Source organism: Pseudomonas sp. 8O, assembly GCF_902506495.1.
GTDB lineage: Bacteria > Pseudomonadota > Gammaproteobacteria > Pseudomonadales > Pseudomonadaceae > Aquipseudomonas > Aquipseudomonas chaetocerotis.
The window spans coordinates 1-21,310 of the sequence record NZ_LR733265.1; the positions used below are offsets into that span (position 1 = coordinate 1).

Annotated in this window: 15 protein-coding genes and 2 pseudogenes; 12 read left to right on the top strand and 5 right to left on the bottom strand. The window is 62.4% G+C overall.

All coding sequences use genetic code 11. The features are described 5' to 3' along the window. Nucleotides 1-933: 933 nt before the first annotated feature. The 8 genes and pseudogenes from GV002_RS13660 to GV002_RS13695 all read left to right on the top strand — a co-directional run. Nucleotides 934-2,096, top strand: a pseudogene (locus GV002_RS13660) (aspartate aminotransferase family protein); the annotation flags it as partial. A 1-nt stretch (nucleotide 2,097) separates the two neighbouring features. Next, nucleotides 2,098-3,447: pseudogene (locus GV002_RS13665) on the top strand (aspartate aminotransferase family protein); the annotation flags it as partial. A gap of 137 nt (nucleotides 3,448-3,584) precedes the next feature. After that, nucleotides 3,585-4,682, top strand: a complete 1,098-nt coding sequence (locus GV002_RS13670; protein ID WP_160018940.1) for a polyamine ABC transporter substrate-binding protein — start codon at nucleotides 3,585-3,587, stop codon at nucleotides 4,680-4,682. A 67-nt stretch (nucleotides 4,683-4,749) separates the two neighbouring features. Continuing rightward, a complete protein-coding gene (locus GV002_RS13675; RefSeq protein WP_160018941.1) occupies nucleotides 4,750-5,844 on the top strand; it encodes a polyamine ABC transporter substrate-binding protein in 1,095 nt (364 codons plus the stop codon). Nucleotides 5,845-5,912: 68 nt separating this feature from the next. Then, nucleotides 5,913-7,004, top strand: a complete 1,092-nt coding sequence (locus GV002_RS13680) for a polyamine ABC transporter substrate-binding protein (protein WP_160018942.1) — start codon at nucleotides 5,913-5,915, stop codon at nucleotides 7,002-7,004. Between the two features lie 54 nt (nucleotides 7,005-7,058). Beyond that, nucleotides 7,059-8,213 carry a polyamine ABC transporter ATP-binding protein gene (gene potA / locus GV002_RS13685; protein ID WP_160018943.1) on the top strand — a complete coding sequence of 385 codons (1,155 nt, stop codon included), beginning with the start codon at nucleotides 7,059-7,061 and terminating at the stop codon, nucleotides 8,211-8,213. 23 nt (nucleotides 8,214-8,236) lie between these two features. Then, the gene (locus tag GV002_RS13690; RefSeq protein WP_178094745.1) at nucleotides 8,237-9,118 is read left to right on the top strand and encodes an ABC transporter permease subunit; all 882 of its coding nucleotides are present in this window, start codon (nucleotides 8,237-8,239) and stop codon (nucleotides 9,116-9,118) included. Then, the gene (locus GV002_RS13695) at nucleotides 9,115-10,002 is read left to right on the top strand and encodes an ABC transporter permease subunit (RefSeq protein WP_160018944.1); all 888 of its coding nucleotides are present in this window, start codon (nucleotides 9,115-9,117) and stop codon (nucleotides 10,000-10,002) included. Before GV002_RS13690 ends, GV002_RS13695 begins: the two co-directional genes overlap by 4 nt. 173 nt (nucleotides 10,003-10,175) lie before the next feature. Here the strand turns inward: GV002_RS13695 and GV002_RS13700 are convergent, their stop codons facing one another. Continuing rightward, nucleotides 10,176-11,540, bottom strand: coding sequence for an inorganic triphosphatase (locus GV002_RS13700; protein WP_160018945.1), 1,365 nt, complete (start codon nucleotides 11,538-11,540; stop codon nucleotides 10,176-10,178). 112 nt (nucleotides 11,541-11,652) lie between these two features. Between GV002_RS13700 and GV002_RS13705 the strand changes: the two genes are divergently transcribed. The 4 genes from GV002_RS13705 to argA all read left to right on the top strand — a co-directional run bounded on the left by GV002_RS13705 (nucleotide 11,653) and on the right by argA (nucleotide 16,254). Next, nucleotides 11,653-12,330, top strand: coding sequence for a TIGR00153 family protein (locus GV002_RS13705; protein ID WP_104729913.1), 678 nt, complete (start codon nucleotides 11,653-11,655; stop codon nucleotides 12,328-12,330). A gap of 39 nt (nucleotides 12,331-12,369) precedes the next feature. Then, nucleotides 12,370-13,641, top strand: coding sequence for an inorganic phosphate transporter (locus tag GV002_RS13710; protein ID WP_160018946.1), 1,272 nt, complete (start codon nucleotides 12,370-12,372; stop codon nucleotides 13,639-13,641). 68 nt (nucleotides 13,642-13,709) lie between these two features. Beyond that, on the top strand, nucleotides 13,710-14,876 hold the full coding sequence (argE, locus tag GV002_RS13715) for an acetylornithine deacetylase (RefSeq protein ID WP_160018947.1): 1,167 nt from the start codon (nucleotides 13,710-13,712) through the stop codon (nucleotides 14,874-14,876). 79 nt (nucleotides 14,877-14,955) lie between these two features. Then, nucleotides 14,956-16,254: an amino-acid N-acetyltransferase gene (argA, locus tag GV002_RS13720; RefSeq protein WP_160018948.1), complete on the top strand. Its 1,299-nt coding sequence runs from the start codon at nucleotides 14,956-14,958 to the stop codon at nucleotides 16,252-16,254. 89 nt (nucleotides 16,255-16,343) lie between these two features. On the opposite strand, the gene rmf is transcribed toward argA, so the two are convergent. From rmf to GV002_RS13740, 4 genes are all read right to left on the bottom strand, one after another. Further along, nucleotides 16,344-16,535, bottom strand: a complete 192-nt coding sequence (rmf, locus tag GV002_RS13725) for a ribosome modulation factor (RefSeq protein WP_090335979.1) — start codon at nucleotides 16,533-16,535, stop codon at nucleotides 16,344-16,346. A 245-nt stretch (nucleotides 16,536-16,780) separates the two neighbouring features. Beyond that, nucleotides 16,781-18,361, bottom strand: a complete 1,581-nt coding sequence (gene gshA, locus GV002_RS13730) for a glutamate--cysteine ligase (RefSeq protein WP_160018949.1) — start codon at nucleotides 18,359-18,361, stop codon at nucleotides 16,781-16,783. A 102-nt stretch (nucleotides 18,362-18,463) separates the two neighbouring features. Continuing rightward, nucleotides 18,464-18,850 (bottom strand): PaaI family thioesterase, encoded by a 387-nt coding sequence (locus GV002_RS13735; protein ID WP_106733610.1) that lies wholly within the window; start codon nucleotides 18,848-18,850, stop codon nucleotides 18,464-18,466. Further along, complete coding sequence (locus tag GV002_RS13740; RefSeq protein WP_160018950.1) at nucleotides 18,847-21,174, bottom strand: Tex family protein; 2,328 nt, start codon at nucleotides 21,172-21,174, stop codon at nucleotides 18,847-18,849. The genes GV002_RS13735 and GV002_RS13740 overlap by 4 nt, the downstream gene beginning before the upstream one ends. Nucleotides 21,175-21,310: the final 136 nt, after the last annotated feature.

Here is a 21,310-nt window from a genome sequence, read left to right on the forward strand (position 1 = left end):
GCTCGCTCCCCTACGCAACACCTCCACTCGGCCTCCTGAAGGGGACCGGGCCGCGAGCTCGCGAAATCTCCGGAAGATCAAAGTCGGTGGCGTTTGGCTTTTGCTCTTGAAGCGCGATCTCACAGACTACGCCCAAATCCCCTTCAGGAGGCCGAGTGGAATCGCCGTGGAAGGGGTTGAGCGACATGGATGTCGCGAGAGCCGTGATGGGCCAGGGATGGCCCTTCACGGCGTACCCCTGTAACGGTGATGGAGCGAGGGAACCCCGGCGCAGCAGGGCGGGGGCGCCTAGCTCGGATGTCGGGGTGCCCTTCTCTTTGGTTACTTTCTCTTGGGCAAGCAAGAGAAAGTGACTTGTAAGTTGTTCCACACCGGCTTACAAGGGCCATCCCTGGCCCTTTAAGCGGGGCCGCCATCGGTATTTCGCCGCATCCATGCGGCTCGCTCCCCTACGCAACACCTCCACTCGGCCTCCTGAAGGGGACCGGGCCGCGAGCTTGCGTAATCTTCGCGAAATTGAAATTGGCGGCGTCTGTGCCTTGCCTTTGCTCTTCAACTGCGATGGTACAGACGACGCCCAAGTCCCCTTCAGGAGGCCGAGTGGAATCACCGCGTAAGGGGTTGAGCGACATGGATGTCGCGAGAGCTGCGATGGGCCAGGGATGGCCCTTCGTCAGTGGGCCGCATCCGGTCGTGCCCCTGGAGCGGTGATGGAGCGAGGGAACCCCGGCGCAGCAGGGCGGGGGCGCCTAGCTCGGATGTCGGGGTGCCCTTCTCTTTGGTTACTTTCTCTTGGGCAAGCAAGAGAAAGTGACTTGTAAGTTGTTCCACACCTGCTCCAGACCGCCAGTGACTAGATCTCCAGATCGTGGGCGAGCGAGGGTCGGAGCAGGTTTTTCTTGATTAACCCGAACGGTTGCCTGAGCTCAAAGNATGGCCGCGAGGAACTGGTCGAAGCCGCCAGCGCGCAGATGCGTCAATTGCCGTTCTACAACACCTTCTTCCAGACTGCCCACCCGCCGGTGCTGGAGCTGGCCCATGCCATCTCCCAGCTGGCGCCAGCTGGCATGAACCATGTGTTCTTCACCGGTTCGGGCTCGGAGGGCAACGACACCATGCTGCGCCTGGTGCGCCACTACTGGGCGTGCAAGGGCCAGCCAAACAAGAAGATCATCATCGGTCGCGACAACGGCTACCACGGCTCCACCGTGGCCGGTGCCAGCCTCGGCGGCATGAAGTTCATGCACGAGCAAGGCGACCTGCCGATTCCTGGTATCGCGCATATCCCGCAGCCATACTGGTTCGGCGAGGGTGGCGAGCAATCGCCGGAAGCATTTGGCATCTGGGCCGCCGACCAACTGGAGAAGAAGATTCTCGAACTGGGTGTGGACAATGTGGCGGCCTTTATCGCCGAGCCTATCCAGGGCGCGGGCGGCGTGATCATCCCGCCGGAGACCTACTGGCCGCGCATCAAGGAAATCCTCGCCAGGTACGACATCCTCTTCGTTGCCGATGAGGTGATCTGCGGTTTCGGCCGTACCGGCGAATGGTTCGGCAGCCAGTACTACGATCTCAAGCCTGACCTGATGACCATTGCCAAGGGCCTTACCAGCGGCTACGTGCCGATGGGCGGGCTGATCGTCAGCGACAAGGTGTTCGAGGTGATCGAAGCGCATGGCGACTTCAACCACGGTTTCACTTATTCCGGCCACCCGGTGGCGGCAGCGGTGGGGTTGGAGAACCTGCGCATTCTCAAGGACGAAGGCATCGTCGAACGGGTGAAGGCAGAAACGGCACCGTATTTGCAGCGTCGTCTACGTGAGCTGGCGGATCACCCACTGGTGGGCGAAGTGCGCGGTGTCGGGATGCTGGGTGCCATCGAGTTGGTACAGGACAAGGCGACGCGCAAACGTTATCCGGGTGACAAGGCGGTAGGCATGATCTGCCGCGGCCACTGCTTTAATAATGGTCTGATCATGCGCGCCGTGGGCGACACCATGATCATCGCGCCGCCACTGGTGATCAGCCTGGCGGAAGTGGATGAACTGGTGGAGAAAGCACGCAAGTGCCTGGATCTGACCCTGCGTGACCTGTAGNAACCCCAAGACCGCCCACTGGCAAGCCCTCAGCCAGGCCCACCACCTGGCGCCGTTCAGTGATTACAAGCAACTGGCCGAGAAGGGCCCGCGCATCATCACTGAAGCAAAGGGTGTGCACCTGTGGGACAGCGAGGGCAACAAGATCCTCGATGGCATGGCCGGTCTGTGGTGCGTGGCCGTCGGCTATGGCCGCGAGGAACTGGTCGAAGCCGCCAGCGCGCAGATGCGTCAATTGCCGTTCTACAACACCTTCTTCCAGACTGCCCACCCGCCGGTGCTGGAGCTGGCCCATGCCATCTCCCAGCTGGCGCCGGCCGGCATGAACCACGTGTTCTTCACCGGTTCGGGCTCGGAGGGTAACGACACCATGCTGCGCCTGGTGCGCCACTACTGGGCGTGCAAGGGCCTGCCGAACAAGAAGATCATCATCGGCCGCGACAACGGCTACCACGGCTCCACCGTGGCCGGTGCCAGCCTCGGCGGTATGAAATTCATGCACGAGCAGGGCGACTTGCCGATCCCGGGCATCGCGCATATCCCGCAGCCATACTGGTTCGGCGAGGGTGGCGAGCAATCGCCGGAAGCATTTGGCATCTGGGCCGCTGACCAGTTGGAGAAGAAGATTCTCGAACTGGGTGTGGACAATGTGGCGGCCTTTATCGCCGAGCCGATCCAGGGCGCTGGCGGCGTGATCATCCCGCCGGAGACCTACTGGCCGCGCATCAAGGAAATCCTCGGCAAGTACGACATCCTGTTTGTCGCCGATGAAGTGATCTGCGGTTTCGGCCGTACTGGCGAGTGGTTCGGCAGCCAGTACTACGACCTCAAGCCTGACCTGATGACCATCGCCAAGGGCCTCACCAGCGGCTACGTGCCGATGGGCGGGCTGATCGTCAACGACAAGGTGTTCGAGGTGATCGAAGCGCATGGCGACTTCAACCACGGTTTCACTTATTCCGGCCACCCGGTGGCGGCAGCGGTGGGGTTGGAGAACCTGCGCATTCTCAAGGACGAAGGCATCGTCGAACGGGTGAAGGCAGAAACGGCACCGTATTTGCAGCGTCGTCTACGTGAGCTGGCGGATCACCCACTGGTGGGCGAAGTGCGCGGTGTCGGGATGCTGGGTGCCATCGAGTTGGTACAGGACAAGGCGACGCGCAAACGTTATCCGGGTGACAAGGCGGTAGGCATGATCTGCCGCGGCCACTGCTTTAATAATGGTCTGATCATGCGCGCCGTGGGCGACACCATGATCATCGCGCCGCCACTGGTGATCAGCCTGGCGGAAGTGGATGAACTGGTGGAGAAAGCACGCAAGTGCCTGGATCTGACCCTGCGTGACCTGTAGGTCTGAAAGCCCGCAGTCACGGAAAGTTGTCAGCGGTGCCATGACCTTGCCAGACTGCGCCAGAGTGCGTGAACCAGCCTGATTCGAACGGCTTGCGCGACCTCTGGAATATCGACACAACAACAGGAGCTGTACGCATGAAAACATTCGGCAAGACCCTTCTCGCGTTGTCCCTGACCGCAGCCGTGGCAAGCGCTGCTCAGGCTGACGACAAAGTGCTGCATGTCTACAACTGGAGCGATTACATCGCCGAAGACACTCTGGCCAACTTCGAGAAGGAAACCGGCATCAAGGTCGTCTACGACGTCTTCGACAGCAACGAAGTGCTGGAAGCCAAGTTGCTGGCCGGCAGCTCCGGTTACGACGTAGTGGTACCGTCCAACCCCTTCCTGGCCAAGCAGATCAAGGCCGGCGTGTTCCAGAAGCTGGACAAGTCCAAGCTGCCGAACTGGTCGAACCTGGACAAGGACCTGCTCAAGGCACTGGATCCGAGCGACCCGGGCAACCAGTACTCGATCCCCTACATGTGGGGCACCATCGGTATTGGCTACAACGTCGAGAAGGTCAAGGCCGTACTCGGCGAAGACGCGCCGGTCGACTCCTGGGATCTGGTGTTCAAGCCGGAGAACATGGAAAAGCTGAAGTCCTGCGGTGTTTCCTTCCTCGACTCGCCGACCGAAATCCTCCCTGCCGCTCTGCATTACCTGGGCTATGCCCCGGATAGCAGCAAGGCCGACGAGCTAAAGAAGGCCGAGGAGCTGTTCCTCTCCATCCGTCCTTCGGTGGCCTACTTCCACAGCTCCAAGTACATCTCCGACCTGGCCAACGGCAACATCTGCGTCGCTATCGGCTACTCGGGTGACATCTACCAGAGCAAGGCGCGCGCCGAAGAAGCCAAGAACGGCGTGCAAGTTGGCTACAACATTCCGAAGGAAGGCGCGGGTTCCTTCTTCGACATGCTGGCCGTGCCGGCTGACGCCAAGAATGTCGAGTCTGCCCACGTGTTTCTCAACTACCTGATGAAGCCGGAGGTGATGGCCAGCATCACCAACTACGTGCAGTTCCCCAACGGCAACGCCGCTGCCACTCCACTTGTGGATGAGGCGCTGCGTACCGACCCGGGCGTATACCCGACTCCGGAAGTGCTGAAGAAGATCTACACCTTCCCGGACCTGGCGCCGGCGGTGCAGCGCACCATGACCCGCAGCTGGACCAAGATCAAATCCGGCCGCTAAGCAACGAAGCAACGCCGCCTGGCGGGTTCGCCCGCCAGGCACCCAAATCGCAAGAAGAGGAAACGTTATGCGTCGTTCTACCCTGCTGGCTGGCCTGGTCGCCGCCGCCATTGGCATATCTGTAGCCCATGCAGATGATCGCGTGGTCAAGGTCTACAACTGGTCCGACTATATTGCGCCGGACACCATCGCCGAGTTCGAGAAGGAAACCGGTATCAAAGTGGTGTATGACGTTTTCGACTCCAACGAAACCCTCGATGGCAAGCTGGCCACCGGCCAGAGCGGCTATGACGTGGTGGTGCCTACCAACCACTTTCTGGCCAAGCAGGTACGTGCCGGCACCTACCTGAAACTGGACAAGTCCAAACTGCCCAACCTGGTCAATCTCGATCCGACCATCATGAAGAACCTGGCCGCGGGCGACCCCGGCAACGAATACTCGGTGCCCTACCTGTGGGGCACCAATGGCATCGGCCTGAACGCCACCAAGGCGCGCGCCGTGCTGGGCGACGATGCGCCGCTCGATTCCTGGGAGCTGCTGTTCGATCCGAAGTACGCCGAGAAGCTCGCATCCTGCGGTATCGCCCTGCTCGATTCAGGCGACGAAGTGCTGCCACAGACGGTCAACTACCTGGGCCTGTCGCCGCACACCACCAAGCGCGAAGACTACGAGAAGGCCTACGAGCAGCTGATGAAGGTGCGTCCTTACATCACCTACTTCCACAGCTCGAAATTCATATCCGATCTGGCCAACGGCAACATCTGCGCCGCTTTCGGTTACTCCGGTGACGTGCTGCAGGCCGCTGATCGCGCGGAAGAGGCCGGCCGCAGCGACGAGATCATCTACATCATTCCCAAGGAAGGCACCGCCATGTGGGCGGACCTGCTGGCCATCCCCAAGGACTCGAAGAACGTCGACGAAGCGCACGAGTTCATCAACTACCTGCTGCGCCCCGACGTGATCGCCAAGATCAGTGACTACGTTGCCTACGCCAACCCCAACCTCAAGGCCACCGAACTGGTCGATGAGAGCGTGCGCAACAATCCGGGCGTGTATCCCGGCAAGGACGTGATGGCCAAGCTGTATGTCGCCGAGGAGCGTTCGCCGGAAGTGCAGCGCTGGCTGACCCGTGATTGGACGCGAATCAAAAGCGGCCGCTGATCGACGAACGATTTTCCTATAAAGTGCCGCGCCTTTTCCGCTCGGCACACAAAAACGAGGACGATACTGTGCGAGTTACCCTGCCCAAGTCTCTGATCGCGATGGCGGCTTCCGCCTTCTGTGGCGCCGCTCTGGCTCAGCCAACCGTGCATATCTACAACTGGAGCGATTACATCGGCGAAGAGACTCTGGCCAAGTTCGAGGCGAAAACCGGCATCAAGCCGGTCTATGACGTCTTCGACTCCAACGAGACCCTCGAAGGCAAACTGCTCGCCGGCCGCAGTGGCTACGATGTGGTGGTGCCCTCCAACCACTTCCTCGGCAAACAGATTCGCGCCGGCGCCTTCCAGCCGCTGGATCGCAGCAAGCTGAGCAACTGGGACAACCTCGATCCGGCGCTGCTCAAGCAACTGGAAACCAACGACCCCGGCAACCAGTATTCGGTGCCCTACCTGTGGGGCACCAACGGCATCGGCTACAACGTCGAGAAGGTCAAGGCCGCGCTCGGTGTCGAGGAGATCGATTCCTGGGCCGTTCTGTTCGAGCCGGACAACATCAAGAAGCTCAGCCAGTGCGGCGTAGCCTTCCTCGATTCCGGTGATGAAATGATCCCGGCCATGCTCAATTACCTTGGTCTGGACCCCAACAGCACCAATCCCGACGACTACGCCAAGGCCGAAGCCAAGCTGCTGGAGGTGCGTCCCTACGTCACCTACTTCCACAGTTCCAAGTACATCGGCGATCTGGCCAACGGCAACATCTGCGTGGCTGCCGGCTTCTCCGGCGACATTCTGCAGGCCGCCGATCGCGCCGACGAGGCCGGCAAGGGCATCGAAATCGCCTACAGCATTCCCAAGGAAGGCGCCAACCTCTGGTTCGACATGATGGCCATTCCCGTCGATGCGGCGAACGCCGAACAGGCGCACACCTTCATCAACTTCCTCCTCGAGCCCGAGGTGATCGCCGAAGTCAGTGACTACGTCGGTTATGCCAACCCCAATACCAAGGCGGATGAATTCATGGATGAGGAGGTCCGCAACGACCCGTCCATCTACCCGTCGCAAGCGGTGCTGGACAAGCTGTACATCTCCGCCGAGCTGCCGGTTCGCGTGCAGCGCCTGATGACCCGCAGTTGGACCAAGGTCAAGTCGGGTCAGTAATCGTTCCTGCCCGGCCACAGGGGGCGGGCACAATCTTCCGGGAGTTTTCCAATAATGGCTGTTGCCTCCAGCGCCTACAAAAAAGCCCTCGAGGGGGATCAGACACCGAAAGAGGTGCTGGTCAAGATCGATCGGGTGACCAAGAAGTTCGACGAGACCATAGCCGTCGATGACGTCTCGCTGACCATCAACAAGGGCGAGATCTTTGCCTTGCTGGGCGGCTCCGGCTCGGGTAAATCGACCCTGCTGCGCATGCTCGCCGGCTTCGAGCGGCCGACCGAAGGGCGCATCATCCTCGATGGCGTCGACATCACCGACATGCCGCCGTACCAGCGGCCGATCAACATGATGTTCCAGTCCTATGCGCTGTTCCCGCACATGACCGTGGCGCAGAACATCGCCTTCGGTCTGCAGCAGGACAAACTGCCCAAGGCCGAGATCGACGAGCGCGTGGCCGAGATGCTCAAGCTGGTGCACATGACCCAGTACGCCAAGCGCAAGCCGCATCAGCTCTCCGGTGGTCAGCGTCAGCGCGTGGCCCTGGCCCGCTCCCTGGCCAAACGCCCCAAGCTGCTGCTGCTCGACGAACCGATGGGCGCGCTGGACAAGAAGCTGCGTTCGCAGATGCAACTGGAGCTGGTGGAGATCATCGAGCGGGTCGGCGTGACCTGCGTGATGGTGACCCACGACCAGGAAGAGGCCATGACCATGGCCCAGCGCATCGCCATCATGCACTTGGGCTGGATCGCCCAGACCGGCAGCCCGATCGACATCTACGAGACGCCCACCAGCCGTCTGGTGTGCGAATTCATCGGCAACGTCAACCTGTTCGATGGCCAGATCACCACTGACGAAGTCGACCACGCGATCATCGATTGCCCGCACCTGGACAAGCCGATCTACATCGGCCATGGCGTCAGTACGCGCGCCGAAAACAAGGCTGTCAGCTACGCCCTGCGTCCGGAAAAACTGCTGATGGCCACCACGCTGCCGGATGACCACGAGCATCCCGAGTACAACTGGAGCCGTGGCCACGTGCACGACATCGCCTACCTCGGCGGTCACTCGGTGTACCACGTCAAGCTCACCTCCGGACAGATCGTGCAGTGCTTCATCGCCAACGCCGAGCGCCGCGGCAAGCGCCCGACCTGGGACGATCCGGTAGTGGTGTACTGGGAAGACGACAGCGGCGTGGTACTGCAATCATGAAACCGAGCAAACTGGCGCGCTATCTGCCCACTGGGCGGCATGCCGTTATCGGCATACCTTTCCTCTGGCTGTTCATGTTCTTCCTGCTGCCCTTCATCATCGTGCTGAAGATCAGCTTCGCCGAAGCCGACGTGGCGATTCCGCCCTACACGGAAATCTACCAGTGGGCGGACAACAAGCTGACGCTGCTGTTGAACCTCGGTAACTACATCTTCCTCACCGAGGATGCCCTGTACCTGTCGGCTTACCTGGGTTCGCTGCAGATCGCCTTCTTCAGCACCTTGCTGTGCCTGCTGATTGGCTACCCGATGGCCTATGCCATCGCGCGTGCGCCGAAAGAACACCAGACCGTACTGCTGCTGCTGATCATGATGCCGACCTGGACTGCGATCCTGATCCGCGTCTATGCCTGGATGGGCATTCTCGGCAACAACGGCCTGCTCAACAGCCTGCTGATGGGCATTGGCCTGATCGATACGCCGCTGCAGATTCTCAACACCAACACTGCGGTCTATATCGGCGTCGTGTATTCGTATCTGCCGTTCATGATCCTGCCGCTCTACGCCAACCTGGTGAAGCACGACCTCAGCCTGTTGGAGGCTGCTTCGGACCTGGGTTCGAGCAATTTCAACAACTTCTGGAAAATCACCGTGCCGCTGTCGAAGAACGGCATCATCGCCGGTTCCATGCTGGTGTTCATTCCGGTGGTCGGCGAGTTCGTCATCCCCGAGCTGCTTGGTGGCCCGGAGACCCTGATGATCGGCAAGGTGCTGTGGCAGGAGTTCTTCAACAACCGCGACTGGCCGGTGGCTTCCGCTCTGGCCGTGGTGATGCTGGCGATCCTGATCGTGCCCATCATTCTGTTCAACCGTAACCAAGCAAAAGAACTGGAGGGCCGTCCATGAAGCGTTTCAGTTTCTCCAGCATCATGCTCTGGGTCGGCCTGGTATTCATCTACCTGCCCATGGTCATCCTGGTTATCTACTCGTTCAACGCCTCGCGGCTGGTAACGGTATGGGGCGGTTGGTCGGTGAAGTGGTACGTCGGCCTGCTGGACAATACGCAGTTGATGAACTCGGTGATGCGCTCGCTGGAAATCGCCTGCTACACCGCCATCGCGGCGGTGGCGCTGGGCACCCTGGCGGCCTTCGTGCTGACCCGCATCACCCACTTCAAGGGTCGCACCCTGTTCGGTGGCCTGGTCACCGCGCCGCTGGTGATGCCGGAAGTGATCACCGGTCTGTCGTTGCTGCTGCTGTTCGTGCTGATGGCGCAACTGATCGGCTGGCCGATGCAGCGTGGCATGACCACCATCTGGATCGCCCACACCACCTTCTGCTCGGCCTATGTAGCGGTCGTAGTGTCGTCGCGTCTGCGTGAGCTGGACATGTCCATCGAAGAAGCGGCCATGGACCTGGGGGCGCGGCCGTGGAAAGTGTTCTTCCTGATCACCGTACCGATGATCGCGCCGTCGCTGGCAGCGGGTGCGATGATGTCCTTCGCCCTGTCGCTGGATGACCTGGTACTGGCCAGCTTCGTTTCCGGTCCTGGAGCGACCACCCTGCCGATGGAGATCTTCTCCGCCGTGCGCCTGGGGGTTAAACCTGAGATCAACGCGGTGGCCAGCCTGATCCTGCTGGCGGTGTCGTTCGCCACTTTCCTGGCCTGGTTCTTCGCCCATCGTGCCGAAGAAAAGCGCAAGAAGGCCATGCAACAAGCCATGGACGAGACCGCCAATCCGTCCTGGCAGCAGGTCGTCGACAGTCGTCGCAACCCCAGCAGCAACTGAGCTGCACGCTGAAATGAAAAACGGGCCCTGCGGGGCCCGTTTTTCATGGTGTGTGGGAGGGGCTGTAGCCGCGACGTCCAAGCTCGCCGCTGAAGCGCCTCCCACAGTGTGTAGGCGATTATTTCACCAACACCTTCCAGCGGTAGGGTGCGCTGTGCGCACCGAGTCTTGCGCTATTTGACCAACGCCTTCCAGGCCTTGAGGCTGCTCACGATCTGCGTCTGAGTCGCACGCAACTGGCGCTGCTCTTCGTCAAGATCTTGCTGAGCCAGGCCGTACAGCTTGTTCAGCTCGCCATACAGACGGTCGACCTCGGGGACTTCCAGTACGCCTCGCGCCAGGCGCAGCCAGACCAGCAGGCGCTCCAGGCGCGGCATCTGCTCGGCCAGATCTTCCGGCTGCTGCTGGTAGCGGCGCAGTTGCAGGGCATTACCTTCTTCGTTCAGCAGGGTCGGTAACCAGTTGCCCAGGGCTGCATTGCCCTGGCGATTACCGCGATTGTTGCGCTCCGCCGTCCAGCTGCGTAGCAGTAGCCAGTGCGACAGTTTCAGCGACACCAGGCCCCAGCGGCAACCATCCAGTTCGGCAGCGAACAGCGCCGGCGCATTGCGCCGCATGCTGTCGTCGCCTTGGCCGGCTGCCAGGCGCGGACGCCAGTCATCGAGCAGGGCATCGAGCGCTTCGCGCAATTCACGTGAGCTGCTGCGGGGCGCTGCCTGACCGAGGCTGGCGAGCAGGGCGCGCAGGTCGATCAGTTGCTCCAGCCATTGTTGCAACAGACTCCAATGGCCGTTCCAGCGATATTGCTCGGCCAGGCGCTGGCTGGCGCCGAGCAGGTGCCAGGCGAGTGCAGCGAAGGCGTCGTCCAGGCTCATTTCGGCGTTAAGCTCGGGAGCCGGTAGGCTCAGGTTGTAGCTGCCGGCATCGAACAGACGATAGCCGCGCTCGGCCTTGCTGATGTCGCAGGGCATCAGCGGCAGTTCGGCGGCCAGCTCGCAGGCCAGTTCCAGCAGCGCGGCGGGTTCGCCCTGGCGCAACTCCAGCTCCAGCTCGCAAATCTCTTCTTCGCCCTCTCCGGCGATGACCTTGCCCAGGTCCAGCGCGGCTTCGATGACTACCTTGGCCTTGCCACGGCCCCAGGCGATCTCGGCTTTTTCGCGGACGAAGTCGGTGGTGAACAGCGGTTGCAGGGTTTTCTTGTCCAGCTCGGCCAGGCTGGCCGGCCAGCAACTGTCATCGAGCTTTTTCAGGTCGAGCTTGGCCTTGCTCAGGTACCAGTCCCACTCGTTGCGCTCGGACAGGCCGGCGACGCTCTGGCCACGGCTCTTCAGGGTCTGGATGAACTGCTCGCCATCGCGGCGCAGACGCAGGGCTACCTTGGCCCCGGCCAGTTCACGGTCCGGCGTGTCGTAGTACTGGTTGAACAGCTCGCAGCGCTGCCAGCCGCTCTTGTTGCGTTTTTTCAGCAACGGGTGTTCACGCAGGGCGGCCAGGGTGGCGCGGCTGGCGCGCAGTTTGATTTCGGTTTCTTTGACCATGGTGGAGAGCTAGATAGCCTTTTATGAAAATGTGACAGAGCGATGACGCGCGCTGGCGAATGACGAAGCCGGTCCCTATACTTGCGACCTTCTCAAAACGGGGGCTTACCCTATGCCTATCAATCCCTTTGTCAGCCTGTTCGGCCGTTCACCCATCGGCCCCATGCAACAGCATATCGCCAAGGCTCACGAGTGCGCGGCGAACCTGGTGCCTTTCTTCGAAGCCATAATGGTCGAGGACTGGGCCAAGGTGGAACAGGTACAACAGGAGATGTCCCGGCTGGAGCACGAGGCCGACAAGCTGAAGAAAAGCGTGCGCCTGCACCTGCCCAAGAGCCTGTTCCTGCCAGTGCCGCGTTCGGACCTGCTCGAGCTGCTCAGTGTACAGGACAAAGTCGCCAACCGTGCCAAGGACATCGCCGGCCTGATGCTCGGCCGGCAGATGGCTATTCCACAGCCGTTGCAGCCGCTGATGCGCACCTATGTGCAGCGCAGCGTGGATGCCAGCGCTCAGGCGCTGAAGGCAATGAACGAATTGGACGAGCTGCTCGAGACCGGTTTCGCCGGCCGTGAAGCTGTACTTGTGGAAACCCTGATCGAGGAACTCGGTTCGATCGAAAACGATACCGATCGTCTGCAGATCGAGGTACGCCGCAACCTGTTCAAGCTGGAGAAGGACCTTCCCCCGGTCGATGTGATGTTCCTCTATCAGATCATCGACTGGGTCGGCGATGTCGCCGACCGTGCCCAACGAGTGGGCAACCGACTGGAACAACTGCTGGCGCGCTAAGCGCCAGTGTCCTTTCTGGGATCTACGGAAAACTAATTTATGTCTCTTATTGCGGACTACGGGCTCGTTCTGCTCGTTCTTGCCTGCCTTTTCGGTTTTTTCATGGCCTGGGGTGTTGGAGCCAACGATGTAGCCAATGCTATGGGTACATCCGTTGGCTCGCGTGCACTTACTATCAAGCAGGCGATCATCATCGCCATGGTCTTCGAGTTTGCCGGTGCCTACCTGGCTGGCGGCGAGGTGACCGAAACCATCAAGAACGGCATCGTCGATGCCAACATGATCAGCCCCAACCTGATGGTGCTGGGGATGATGTCGGCTTTGCTGGCGGCAGGTACCTGGCTGCTGGTGGCTTCGACGCGCGGCTGGCCGGTTTCGACCACGCACACCATCGTCGGTGCCGTGATCGGTTTCGCTGCGGTCGGCGTGTCGATGGATGCGGTGCACTGGGGCGGCGTTGGTCCCATCGTTGCCAGTTGGGTGGTCACGCCAATGCTGGCCGGTATCATCTCCTTCTGTCTGTTCGTCAGTGTGCAGAAGTTGATCATCGACACTGACAACCCCTTCCTTAATGCCAAGCGCTACGTGCCGCTTTACATGTTCATCACAGGCTTCATGATCTCGCTGATGACCATGACCAAGGGCCTCAAGCACGTCGGTCTGAACCTCTCCAGCACCGAAGGCTTCATGCTCTCGCTCGGTATCGGTGTGCTGGTCATGCTGATCGGTATCGCCCTGCTCAGCCGCATTCACGTCGATGCCGAAGCGGACAAGGCCTTCCATTTCTCCAGCGTGGAGAAAGTGTTCGCCATTCTGATGATCTTCACCGCTTGTGCCATGGCGTTCGCCCACGGTTCCAACGATGTGGCCAATGCCGTTGGTCCGCTGGCCGCCATCGTCGGTGTCATCCAGAGCGGCGGTGAGCTGGCTGCAGGTGAGAAGTCCATCGTTCCGGGCTGGATCCTGCTGCTGGGTGCACTGGGTATCGTGGTCGGCCTGGCCACTTATGGTTACAAGGTCATCGCCACCATCGGCAAGGAAATCACCGAGCTGACGCCAAGCCGTGGTTTTGCCGCTGAACTGGCCGCAGCCACCACCGTGGTCAGCGCCTCGGGCCTGGGTCTGCCGGTTTCCACCACCCACACCCTGGTCGGCGCGATTCTCGGTGTCGGTCTGGCTCGTGGTATCGGTGCGCTGAACCTGGGCATGATCGGCAAGATCTTCCTGTCCTGGATCATCACCCTGCCGGCCGGTGCGATTCTGTCGATCGTCTTCTTCTTCATTCTGCGCGCGCTGTTCGGCGGGGTCTGATCCCGTCCTGACGGTTTCCCCTGCGGTTGGATGCTCCTATGATGGAGCTCCGACCCAGGAGAGTGCTGATGCCCTTGCCGTCCTTTCAAGAGCAGTTCGCCGCGCTGATCGCCGCGCCTTCAGTGAGCTGTACCCAGCCGAACTGGGATCAGAGCAACGCGCCTGTGATCGAGCTGCTCGCCGCCTGGCTCGGTGATCTGGGTTTTACCTGCGAAACCCAGCAGATCGCTCCCGGCAAATTCAACCTGCTCGCCAGCTATGGCTCTGGCCCTGGCGGTCTGGTGCTGGCCGGGCACAGCGACACCGTGCCGTTCGATGCCGCCCTGTGGCAGACCGACCCGCTCAAGCTGACCGAAGTCGGTGACCGCTGGGTGGGCCTTGGCAGTTGCGACATGAAAGGCTTCTTCGCGCTGGCCATCGAGGCCGTGCGACCGCTGCTCGATCAGCCGTTCAGGCAGCCGCTGCTGATTCTTGCCACCTGTGACGAAGAAAGCTCCATGGCCGGCGCCCGCGCCCTGGCCGATGCCGGCCGGCCGCTGGGCCGTGCGGCGGTGATCGGCGAGCCGACCGGCCTCAAGCCCATCCGCCTGCACAAGGGCGTGATGATGGAGCGCATCGATATCCTCGGCCAGAGTGGCCATTCCTCCGACCCGGCGCTCGGCCGCAGCGCATTGGAGGCCATGCAGGACGTGATGGGCGAGCTGCGCGGCCTGCGCGCGCAGTGGCAGCGCGAATTCAACAACCCGCAATTCGGTGTGCCACAGCCGACCTTGAACCTGGGTTGCATCCACGGCGGCGACAACCCCAACCGTATCTGTGGCCAGTGCGCGCTGGAGTTCGACCTGCGCCCGTTGCCGGGCATGGACCCGGAGCAACTGCGTGAGGCGATTCGCGGCAAGTTGCAGCCGTTGGCGCTCAAGCACCAGGTGCGCATCGACTACGGCCCGCTGTTCCCGGCCGTGCCGCCCTTCGAGCAGGCTGCCGATGCCGAGCTGGTGCGCCTGGCCGAGCGTCTGACCGGGCACCGCGCGCAAGCGGTGGCATTTGGCACCGAGGCGCCTTATCTTCAGCAACTTGGCTGCGAGACACTGGTGCTTGGCCCCGGCGACATCGACTGCGCACACCAGCCTGGGGAACACCTGGAGCTGGCTCGCATCGAACCTACCGTGGTGCTGCTGCGCCAACTGATCCAACACTATTGCCTGACGCGGAGTGAAGACGTGCAGCGACGATGAGAGGTAGGGCGGGTGCAACCCGCCAAATGGCCATGGCGGGTTGCACCCGCCCTACGTTTCGACGCTAACGGACCTTTACATGCACGACTACGTCACATGGTTACGCCACGCTTCGCCCTACATCAACGCCCATCGCGACTGCACCTTCGTGGTCATGCTGCCGGGCGAGGGCGTTGCCCACCCGAACTTCGCCAACATCGTCCACGATCTGGTGCTGCTGCACAGCCTTGGCGTGCGCCTGGTACTGGTACACGGCTCGCGCCCGCAGATCGAGGCGCGCCTCGCTGCCCGTGGCCTGATCCCGCATTACCATCGCGACCTGCGCATCACCGACGCACCGACCCTGGAATGCGTGATCGACGCCGTTGGTCAACTGCGCATCGCCATCGAGGCGCGCTTGTCGATGGATATGGCCGCCTCGCCGATGCAGGGCTCACGGCTGCGTCTGACCAGCGGTAATTTCGTCACTGCACGACCGATCGGCGTGCTCGATGGCGTCGACTATCACCACACCGGCGAGGTGCGGCGTATCGATCGCAAGGGCATCAATCGCCAGCTCGACGAGCGCAGCATCGTGCTGCTCTCTCCGCTGGGCTATTCGCCCACCGGGGAGATCTTCAACCTGGCCTGCGAGGACGTCGCCACCCGCGCGGCCATCGATCTGGGTGCGGATAAGCTGCTGCTGTTCGGCGCCGAAGACGGTCTGCTCGACGAGCAGGGCAGGCTGGTGCGTGAGCTGCGTCCGCAGCAGGTGCCGGCGCACCTGGCACGGCTGGGTAGCAACTACCAGGGGGAATTGCTCGATGCCGCGGCCGAGGCCTGCCGTGGCGGCGTGGGGCGCAGTCATATCGTCAGTTATGCCACCGATGGCGCGCTGCTCAGCGAGCTGTTCACCCGCACCGGTAACGGCACTCTGGTCGCCCAGGAGCAGTTCGAATCCCTGCGTGAGGCGACCATCGAAGATGTCGGCGGCCTGATCGAGTTGATCAGCCCGCTGGAAGAGCAGGGCATTCTGGTGCGTCGTTCGCGCGAGGTGCTCGAGCGTGAGATCGAGCAGTTCAGCATCGTCGAACGCGAAGGGCTGATCATCGCCTGTGCAGCGCTGTACCCTATTGCCGACTCCGACTGCGGTGAGCTGGCCTGTCTGGCCGTCAATCCCGATTATCGCCACGGCGGTCGCGGCGACGAGCTGCTGGAACGGATCGAGGCGCGGGCGCGGGCGCAGGGGATCAAGACCCTGTTCGTACTCACCACCCGCACCGCCCACTGGTTCCGCGAGCGCGGCTTCGAGCCGAGCAGCGTCGAGCGCATGCCCACCGCACGGGCGTCGCTGTACAACTACCAGCGCAATTCCAAGGTGTTCGAAAAGACCTTGTAGAGAGAAAAATGCGATGAGTGGGAGGGGCTTTAGCCGCGACCGGTGAGCCAGTTCGCGGCTAAAGCCCCTCCCACGATGCGGTCAGAACGTCAGGCGCTGTGCTGCTGCAGGCGCATCTGCTCGAAGCCGTCGTCCCAGCCGGCTTCCCAGGCGGCAGCAGGGATTTCCTCGGGGTAGGGCTGGCGGGTTCTGGGCTGGCCGGTAAGACCGGCCATATAACCTTGCTGGTAGGCCTTGGTCAGGCTTTCCAGGCTCCATTGCGGCGTGGCGTCGTCGGCCATGGGCGCTGCTCGTCTATCGTCCTTTACCCGGCAATGCTAGCTGGCCGGGCGGCCAAGGGAGTGGCCGCCCATCCTGGCTTTTGCTCCGCTGGTTGGCTTTGTGACGCAGTCGACTAATCCGATTTGGCCATTGGCAAGCACCTGATGTTGCCGGGTGTCGCGTAGGGTGCGCCGTGCGCACCGCCTGTATCCTGAGTCGCTTGGCGCGCACGGCACACCCTGCGGCGCAGCTCGACCGGCTTGAGCTACACGGCCAACGCCAGAATGCTCGCCTGGTAGGCCGCGACGAACGCATCGAAATCACCCTGGGGTTGGGCCTCCAGTTCTGCCTGCGCGGCCAGTGAATCGTGGGCGGCTTGTTCGAAGGCCTGCTGCTGCTGCGCGCTGAGTGGCTGAGCGCGGAAGTATTCGGCGTGTCGCAGGCTCTGCTGCAGGGCGAACTCGGTGAAGCTCTTGCCTTGGCGCAGAATCGCCAGGACCTGGGCCGAAGGTGTCAGCGCCACATCCGCGACCTTGGCTTGCTGTTGCGCCAACGCCTCGATATGCACGCTGCTGCCCTGGCTGCGATCGAGCAGTTCGGCCAGCGGCAGGATGCGTTCGAGCAGTTCGCTGGCCCACACCTTGAGTTCCACCTGCTGCTTGCCTTTGTGCAGATGCAGGCCCGGGCGACGACCTTCCTTGACCACCTTGAGGAAGTTGCTGGTGCAACTGCTGCACTCGCCGTTCTCAAGTTGCGGGCTGTCTTCCAGCGCACAGAACAGCAGGAAGGCGTCGATGAAGCGCGCCTGCGCCACGTCGATGCCCAGCGGCAGGAAGGGGTTGATGTCCAGGCAGCGTACTTCCACGTACTGTACGCCGCGGCTCATCAGCGCCTGGATCGGTCGCTCGCCGCTGTAGGTGACGCGTTTCGGGCGGATACTCGAGTAGTACTCGTTCTCGATCTGCAGAATGTTGGTGTTCAACTGCAGCCACTCGTCGCCGCGCTTTATGCCGGCCTCGACATAGGCCGGGTAGGGCGTACCGACCGCCAGGCGCAGGCTGTCGATGTAGCTGGCCAGGTCGTTGTAGCAGGGGGTCAGTCCGGACTGCGCGCTGCTCTGGTAGCCCAGGTCGCTCATGCGCAAGCTGGTGGCGTAGGGCAGGTACAGAGTGTTGGCGTCCAGCTCCTGAAGGTGGTGCGGACGGCCACGCATGAAGCCCTTGTCCAGCGCCGGCGAGGCACCGAACAGGTACATCAGCAGCCAGCTGTAGCGACGGAAGTTGCGGATCAGCGCGATATAGCGCGCCGACTGATAGTCACGCGCACTCTGCTCATTGCCTTCGCTCTGCTGTTGCAGCTGCCACAACCCCTCGGGCAGGGAAAAGTTGTAGTGGATGCCGGCGATGCACTGCATGGTCTTGCCGTAACGCAGCGCCAGACCCTTGCGGTACACGTACTTGAGGCGGCCAATGTTGGAGCTGCCGTAGTGGGCGATGGGAATGGTCTCCTCGTCCGGCAGGGCACAGGGCATCGACGGGCTCCACAGCAGTTCGCCATCGAGCTTGTCGTAGGCAAAGCGGTGGATGCTTTCCAGTTCGGCAAGGGTGGCGGCCGGGTCGTTGGCGGTGCCGGTGATGAACTCCAGCAGCGACTCGGAATAGTCGGTGGTGATCTGCGCATGGGTCAGTGTCGACCCCAGCGCCTGCGGGTGCGGGGTCAGGGCCAGCTGGCCGTCGCGATCGACGCGCAGACATTCGCGCTCGATACCGTGCAGACACTCACCCAGCAGGGACAGGTTGGCCGGCTCGCCGAGCTGAGCCAGGCGGCGGGAGAGAAGATCGCTCAAGATGCAATTCCTAACTGGGCAGTCGCCACAATATGGGGATCGCCCCTGCACTCTGCAAGGGGCGAACGGTTTCCCAGATTAGACCAGACCGAGCGGAGGCGATTACACGCAGGCGAAGGTGCCTTGCGCCTTGGCGACCAGCTTGTCGCCCTGCAGCACTTCGGCTTCCACTACCTGGGTGCGGCGGCCGGCGTGCAGCACCTTGGCATGGCACAGCACGCTACCCTCGGACACCGGGCGGATGTAGTTGATCTTGCACTCCAGGGTCACGCTGCTCGGGCCTCCATCGCCCAGGCTGTGGCTGGCCTGGCCCATGGCTGTGTCGATCAGCGAGAACAGCGCACCGCCGTGCAGCTTGCCGTGCAGGTTGCGCAAATCGTCGGTCAGGGTCAGGCGCACGCGCGCCTCGCCGCCGCCGACCTGGAGGATCTCCAGGCCGAGCAGGCGGGAAAAGGCGCTGCTGGCGCCCACGTTGTCGGTCGTGCTCATTTCTTCAACTGCTTGGCGTTGGCGAACAGGGCGGCCATGCCGCCGGTGGCGGGGGCCGGTTTGTCCTGGCTGGAATGGCGCTCGCTACGCGGTGCGTTGCCGCTACGGTTGCCGCCGCGCGATTGACCGCCTCGCGGTCCCTCGATCTTCTCGCCCGGCGTGTCGCCCATGCGCATGGACAGGGCGATGCGGTTACGTGGGATGTCCACCTCCATCACCTTGACCTTGACCACGTCGCCGGCCTTGACTGCCTCGTGCGGGTCCTTGATGAACTTCTCCGACAGCGCGCTGATGTGTACCAGGCCGTCCTGATGCACGCCGATGTCGACGAAGGCACCGAAGTTGGTGACGTTGGTCACCACGCCTTCGAGCACCATGCCCAGCTCGAGGTCCTTGAGGGTTTCCACGCCTTCCTGGAATTCGGCGGTCTTGAATTCCGGGCGCGGGTCGCGGCCAGGCTTGTCCAGTTCCTTGAGGATGTCGCCGACTGTGACCAGGCCGAAGCGTTCATCGGTGAACTTGGCCGGGTCGAGGCGCTTGAGAAAGGCCGAGTCGCCAATCAGCGAACGGATATCGCGTGAGGTATCGGCGGCGATGCGCTCGACCAGCGGGTAGGTTTCCGGGTGTACGGCGGAGGCGTCCAGCGGGTTGTCGCCGTTCATCACGCGGAGGAAGCCGGCGGCCTGCTCGAAGGTCTTGTCGCCCAGGCGCGGCACCTTCTTCAGTTCGGCTCGGGTCTTGAACGCACCGTTCTGGTCGCGATGGGCAACGATGTTCTGCGCCAGGGTGGCGTTGAGGCCGGAGATGCGCGCCAGCAGGGCGGCGGAGGCGGTGTTCACATCCACGCCGACGGCGTTCACGCAGTCCTCGACTACGGCGTCCAGGCTACGCGCCAGCTTGAGCTGCGAGACGTCGTGCTGGTACTGGCCGACACCGATGGATTTCGGGTCGATCTTCACCAGTTCGGCCAGCGGGTCCTGCAGGCGACGGGCGATGGAGACGGCGCCGCGCAGGGAGACGTCGAGATCGGGGAATTCGCGGGCGGCCAGTTCCGAGGCCGAGTACACCGAGGCGCCGGCCTCGGAGACCATCACCTTGGTCAGCTTCAGGCCCGGCACCTTCTTGATCAGCTCGGCGGCCAGCTTGTCGGTCTCGCGGCTGGCGGTGCCGTTGCCGATGGAGATCAGGTCGACGCCATGCTTGGCACAGAGCTTGGCGAGGATGGCGAGAGTGCCGTCCCAGTCGTTGCGCGGCGCGTGCGGGTAGACGGTGGCGGTTTCCAGCACCTTGCCGGTGGCGTCGACCACCGCCACCTTGCAGCCGGTACGCAGGCCCGGGTCGAGTGCCAGGGTGGCGCGCGGGCCGGCTGGAGCGGCCAGCAGAAGGTCATGCAGGTTGCGGGCGAACACGGCAATCGCCTCGTCCTCGGCCTTCTCGCGCAGCTCGCCGAGCAGGTCGGTTTCCAGATGGTTGTAGAGCTTGACCTTCCAGGTCCAGCGCACCACCTCAGCCAGCCACTTGTCGGCGGCACGGCCTTGCGCGCTGATGCCGAAGCGCTCGCCGATCATCAGCTCGCACGGATGCATGGCGCCGGGCAGCTCCTCGCCGACCTTCAGGCTGGAGCTGAGAATGCCTTCGTTGCGGCCGCGGAAAATCGCCAGCGCACGGTGCGACGGAACGCCCTTGAGCGCTTCGTCGTGCTCGAAGTAGTCGCTGAATTTGGCGCCTTCGTTCTCCTTGCCCGGCACCAGGCGAGCGCTGAGGGTGGCGTTGTCCTTGAGGAAGCTGCGCAGCTTGTCGAGCAACGCGGCGTCTTCGGCGAAGCGCTCCATGAGGATGTACTTGGCGCCTTCGAGCACGGCTTTTACATCCGCGAAGCCCTTTTCGGCGTCGATGAAGCGCTCGGCTTCCTGCTCGGGCGCGAGATTCGGGTCGTTGAACAGCGCATCGGCCAGTTCGCCGAGGCCTGCTTCCAGGGCGATCTGGCCCTTGGTGCGGCGCTTCTGCTTGTACGGCAGGTACAAGTCTTCGAGACGGGTCTTGGTGTCGGCGTGGTCGATTTCGCGCTTGAGTTCGGGGGTCAGCTTGCCCTGCTCCTCGATGCTGGCGAGTATTGCCACGCGGCGCTCGTCCAGCTCACGCAGGTAGCGCAGGCGCTCTTCCAGGTGGCGCAACTGGGTGTCGTCGAGACTGCCGGTCACTTCTTTACGGTAACGGGCGATGAAGGGCACGGTTGAGCCTTCGTCGAGCAGGGCCACGGCGGCGGCAACCTGTTGCGGGCGCACGCCCAGTTCATCGGCGATGCGGTTGTTGATGCTGTCCATATAAAAACTACCCACTGAAGCGACAGGGCGGCCGCAAAGATGCTGGCCAGACACGAAAGCGGCGCATTATAAACACCGCATTCGCGAGAGCTGCGAACCGTTGGGGAAAAATCTGCTAACAATGGCTAAAGCGCCC

Coding starts and splice junctions, on each gene's coding strand:
- GV002_RS13670 (WP_160018940.1), top strand. CDS start 3,585: ATGAAAACATTCGGCAAGACCCTTCTCGCGTTGTCCCTGACCGCAGCC.
- GV002_RS13675 (WP_160018941.1), top strand. CDS start 4,750: ATGCGTCGTTCTACCCTGCTGGCTGGCCTGGTCGCCGCCGCCATTGGC.
- potA (WP_160018943.1), top strand. CDS start 7,059: ATGGCTGTTGCCTCCAGCGCCTACAAAAAAGCCCTCGAGGGGGATCAG.
- GV002_RS13695 (WP_160018944.1), top strand. CDS start 9,115: ATGAAGCGTTTCAGTTTCTCCAGCATCATGCTCTGGGTCGGCCTGGTA.
- GV002_RS13700 (WP_160018945.1), bottom strand. CDS start 11,540: ATGGTCAAAGAAACCGAAATCAAACTGCGCGCCAGCCGCGCCACCCTG.
- GV002_RS13705 (WP_104729913.1), top strand. CDS start 11,653: ATGCCTATCAATCCCTTTGTCAGCCTGTTCGGCCGTTCACCCATCGGC.
- GV002_RS13710 (WP_160018946.1), top strand. CDS start 12,370: ATGTCTCTTATTGCGGACTACGGGCTCGTTCTGCTCGTTCTTGCCTGC.
- argE (WP_160018947.1), top strand. CDS start 13,710: ATGCCCTTGCCGTCCTTTCAAGAGCAGTTCGCCGCGCTGATCGCCGCG.
- argA (WP_160018948.1), top strand. CDS start 14,956: ATGCACGACTACGTCACATGGTTACGCCACGCTTCGCCCTACATCAAC.
- rmf (WP_090335979.1), bottom strand. CDS start 16,535: ATGGCCGACGACGCCACGCCGCAATGGAGCCTGGAAAGCCTGACCAAG.
- GV002_RS13735 (WP_106733610.1), bottom strand. CDS start 18,850: ATGAGCACGACCGACAACGTGGGCGCCAGCAGCGCCTTTTCCCGCCTG.
- GV002_RS13740 (WP_160018950.1), bottom strand. CDS start 21,174: ATGGACAGCATCAACAACCGCATCGCCGATGAACTGGGCGTGCGCCCG.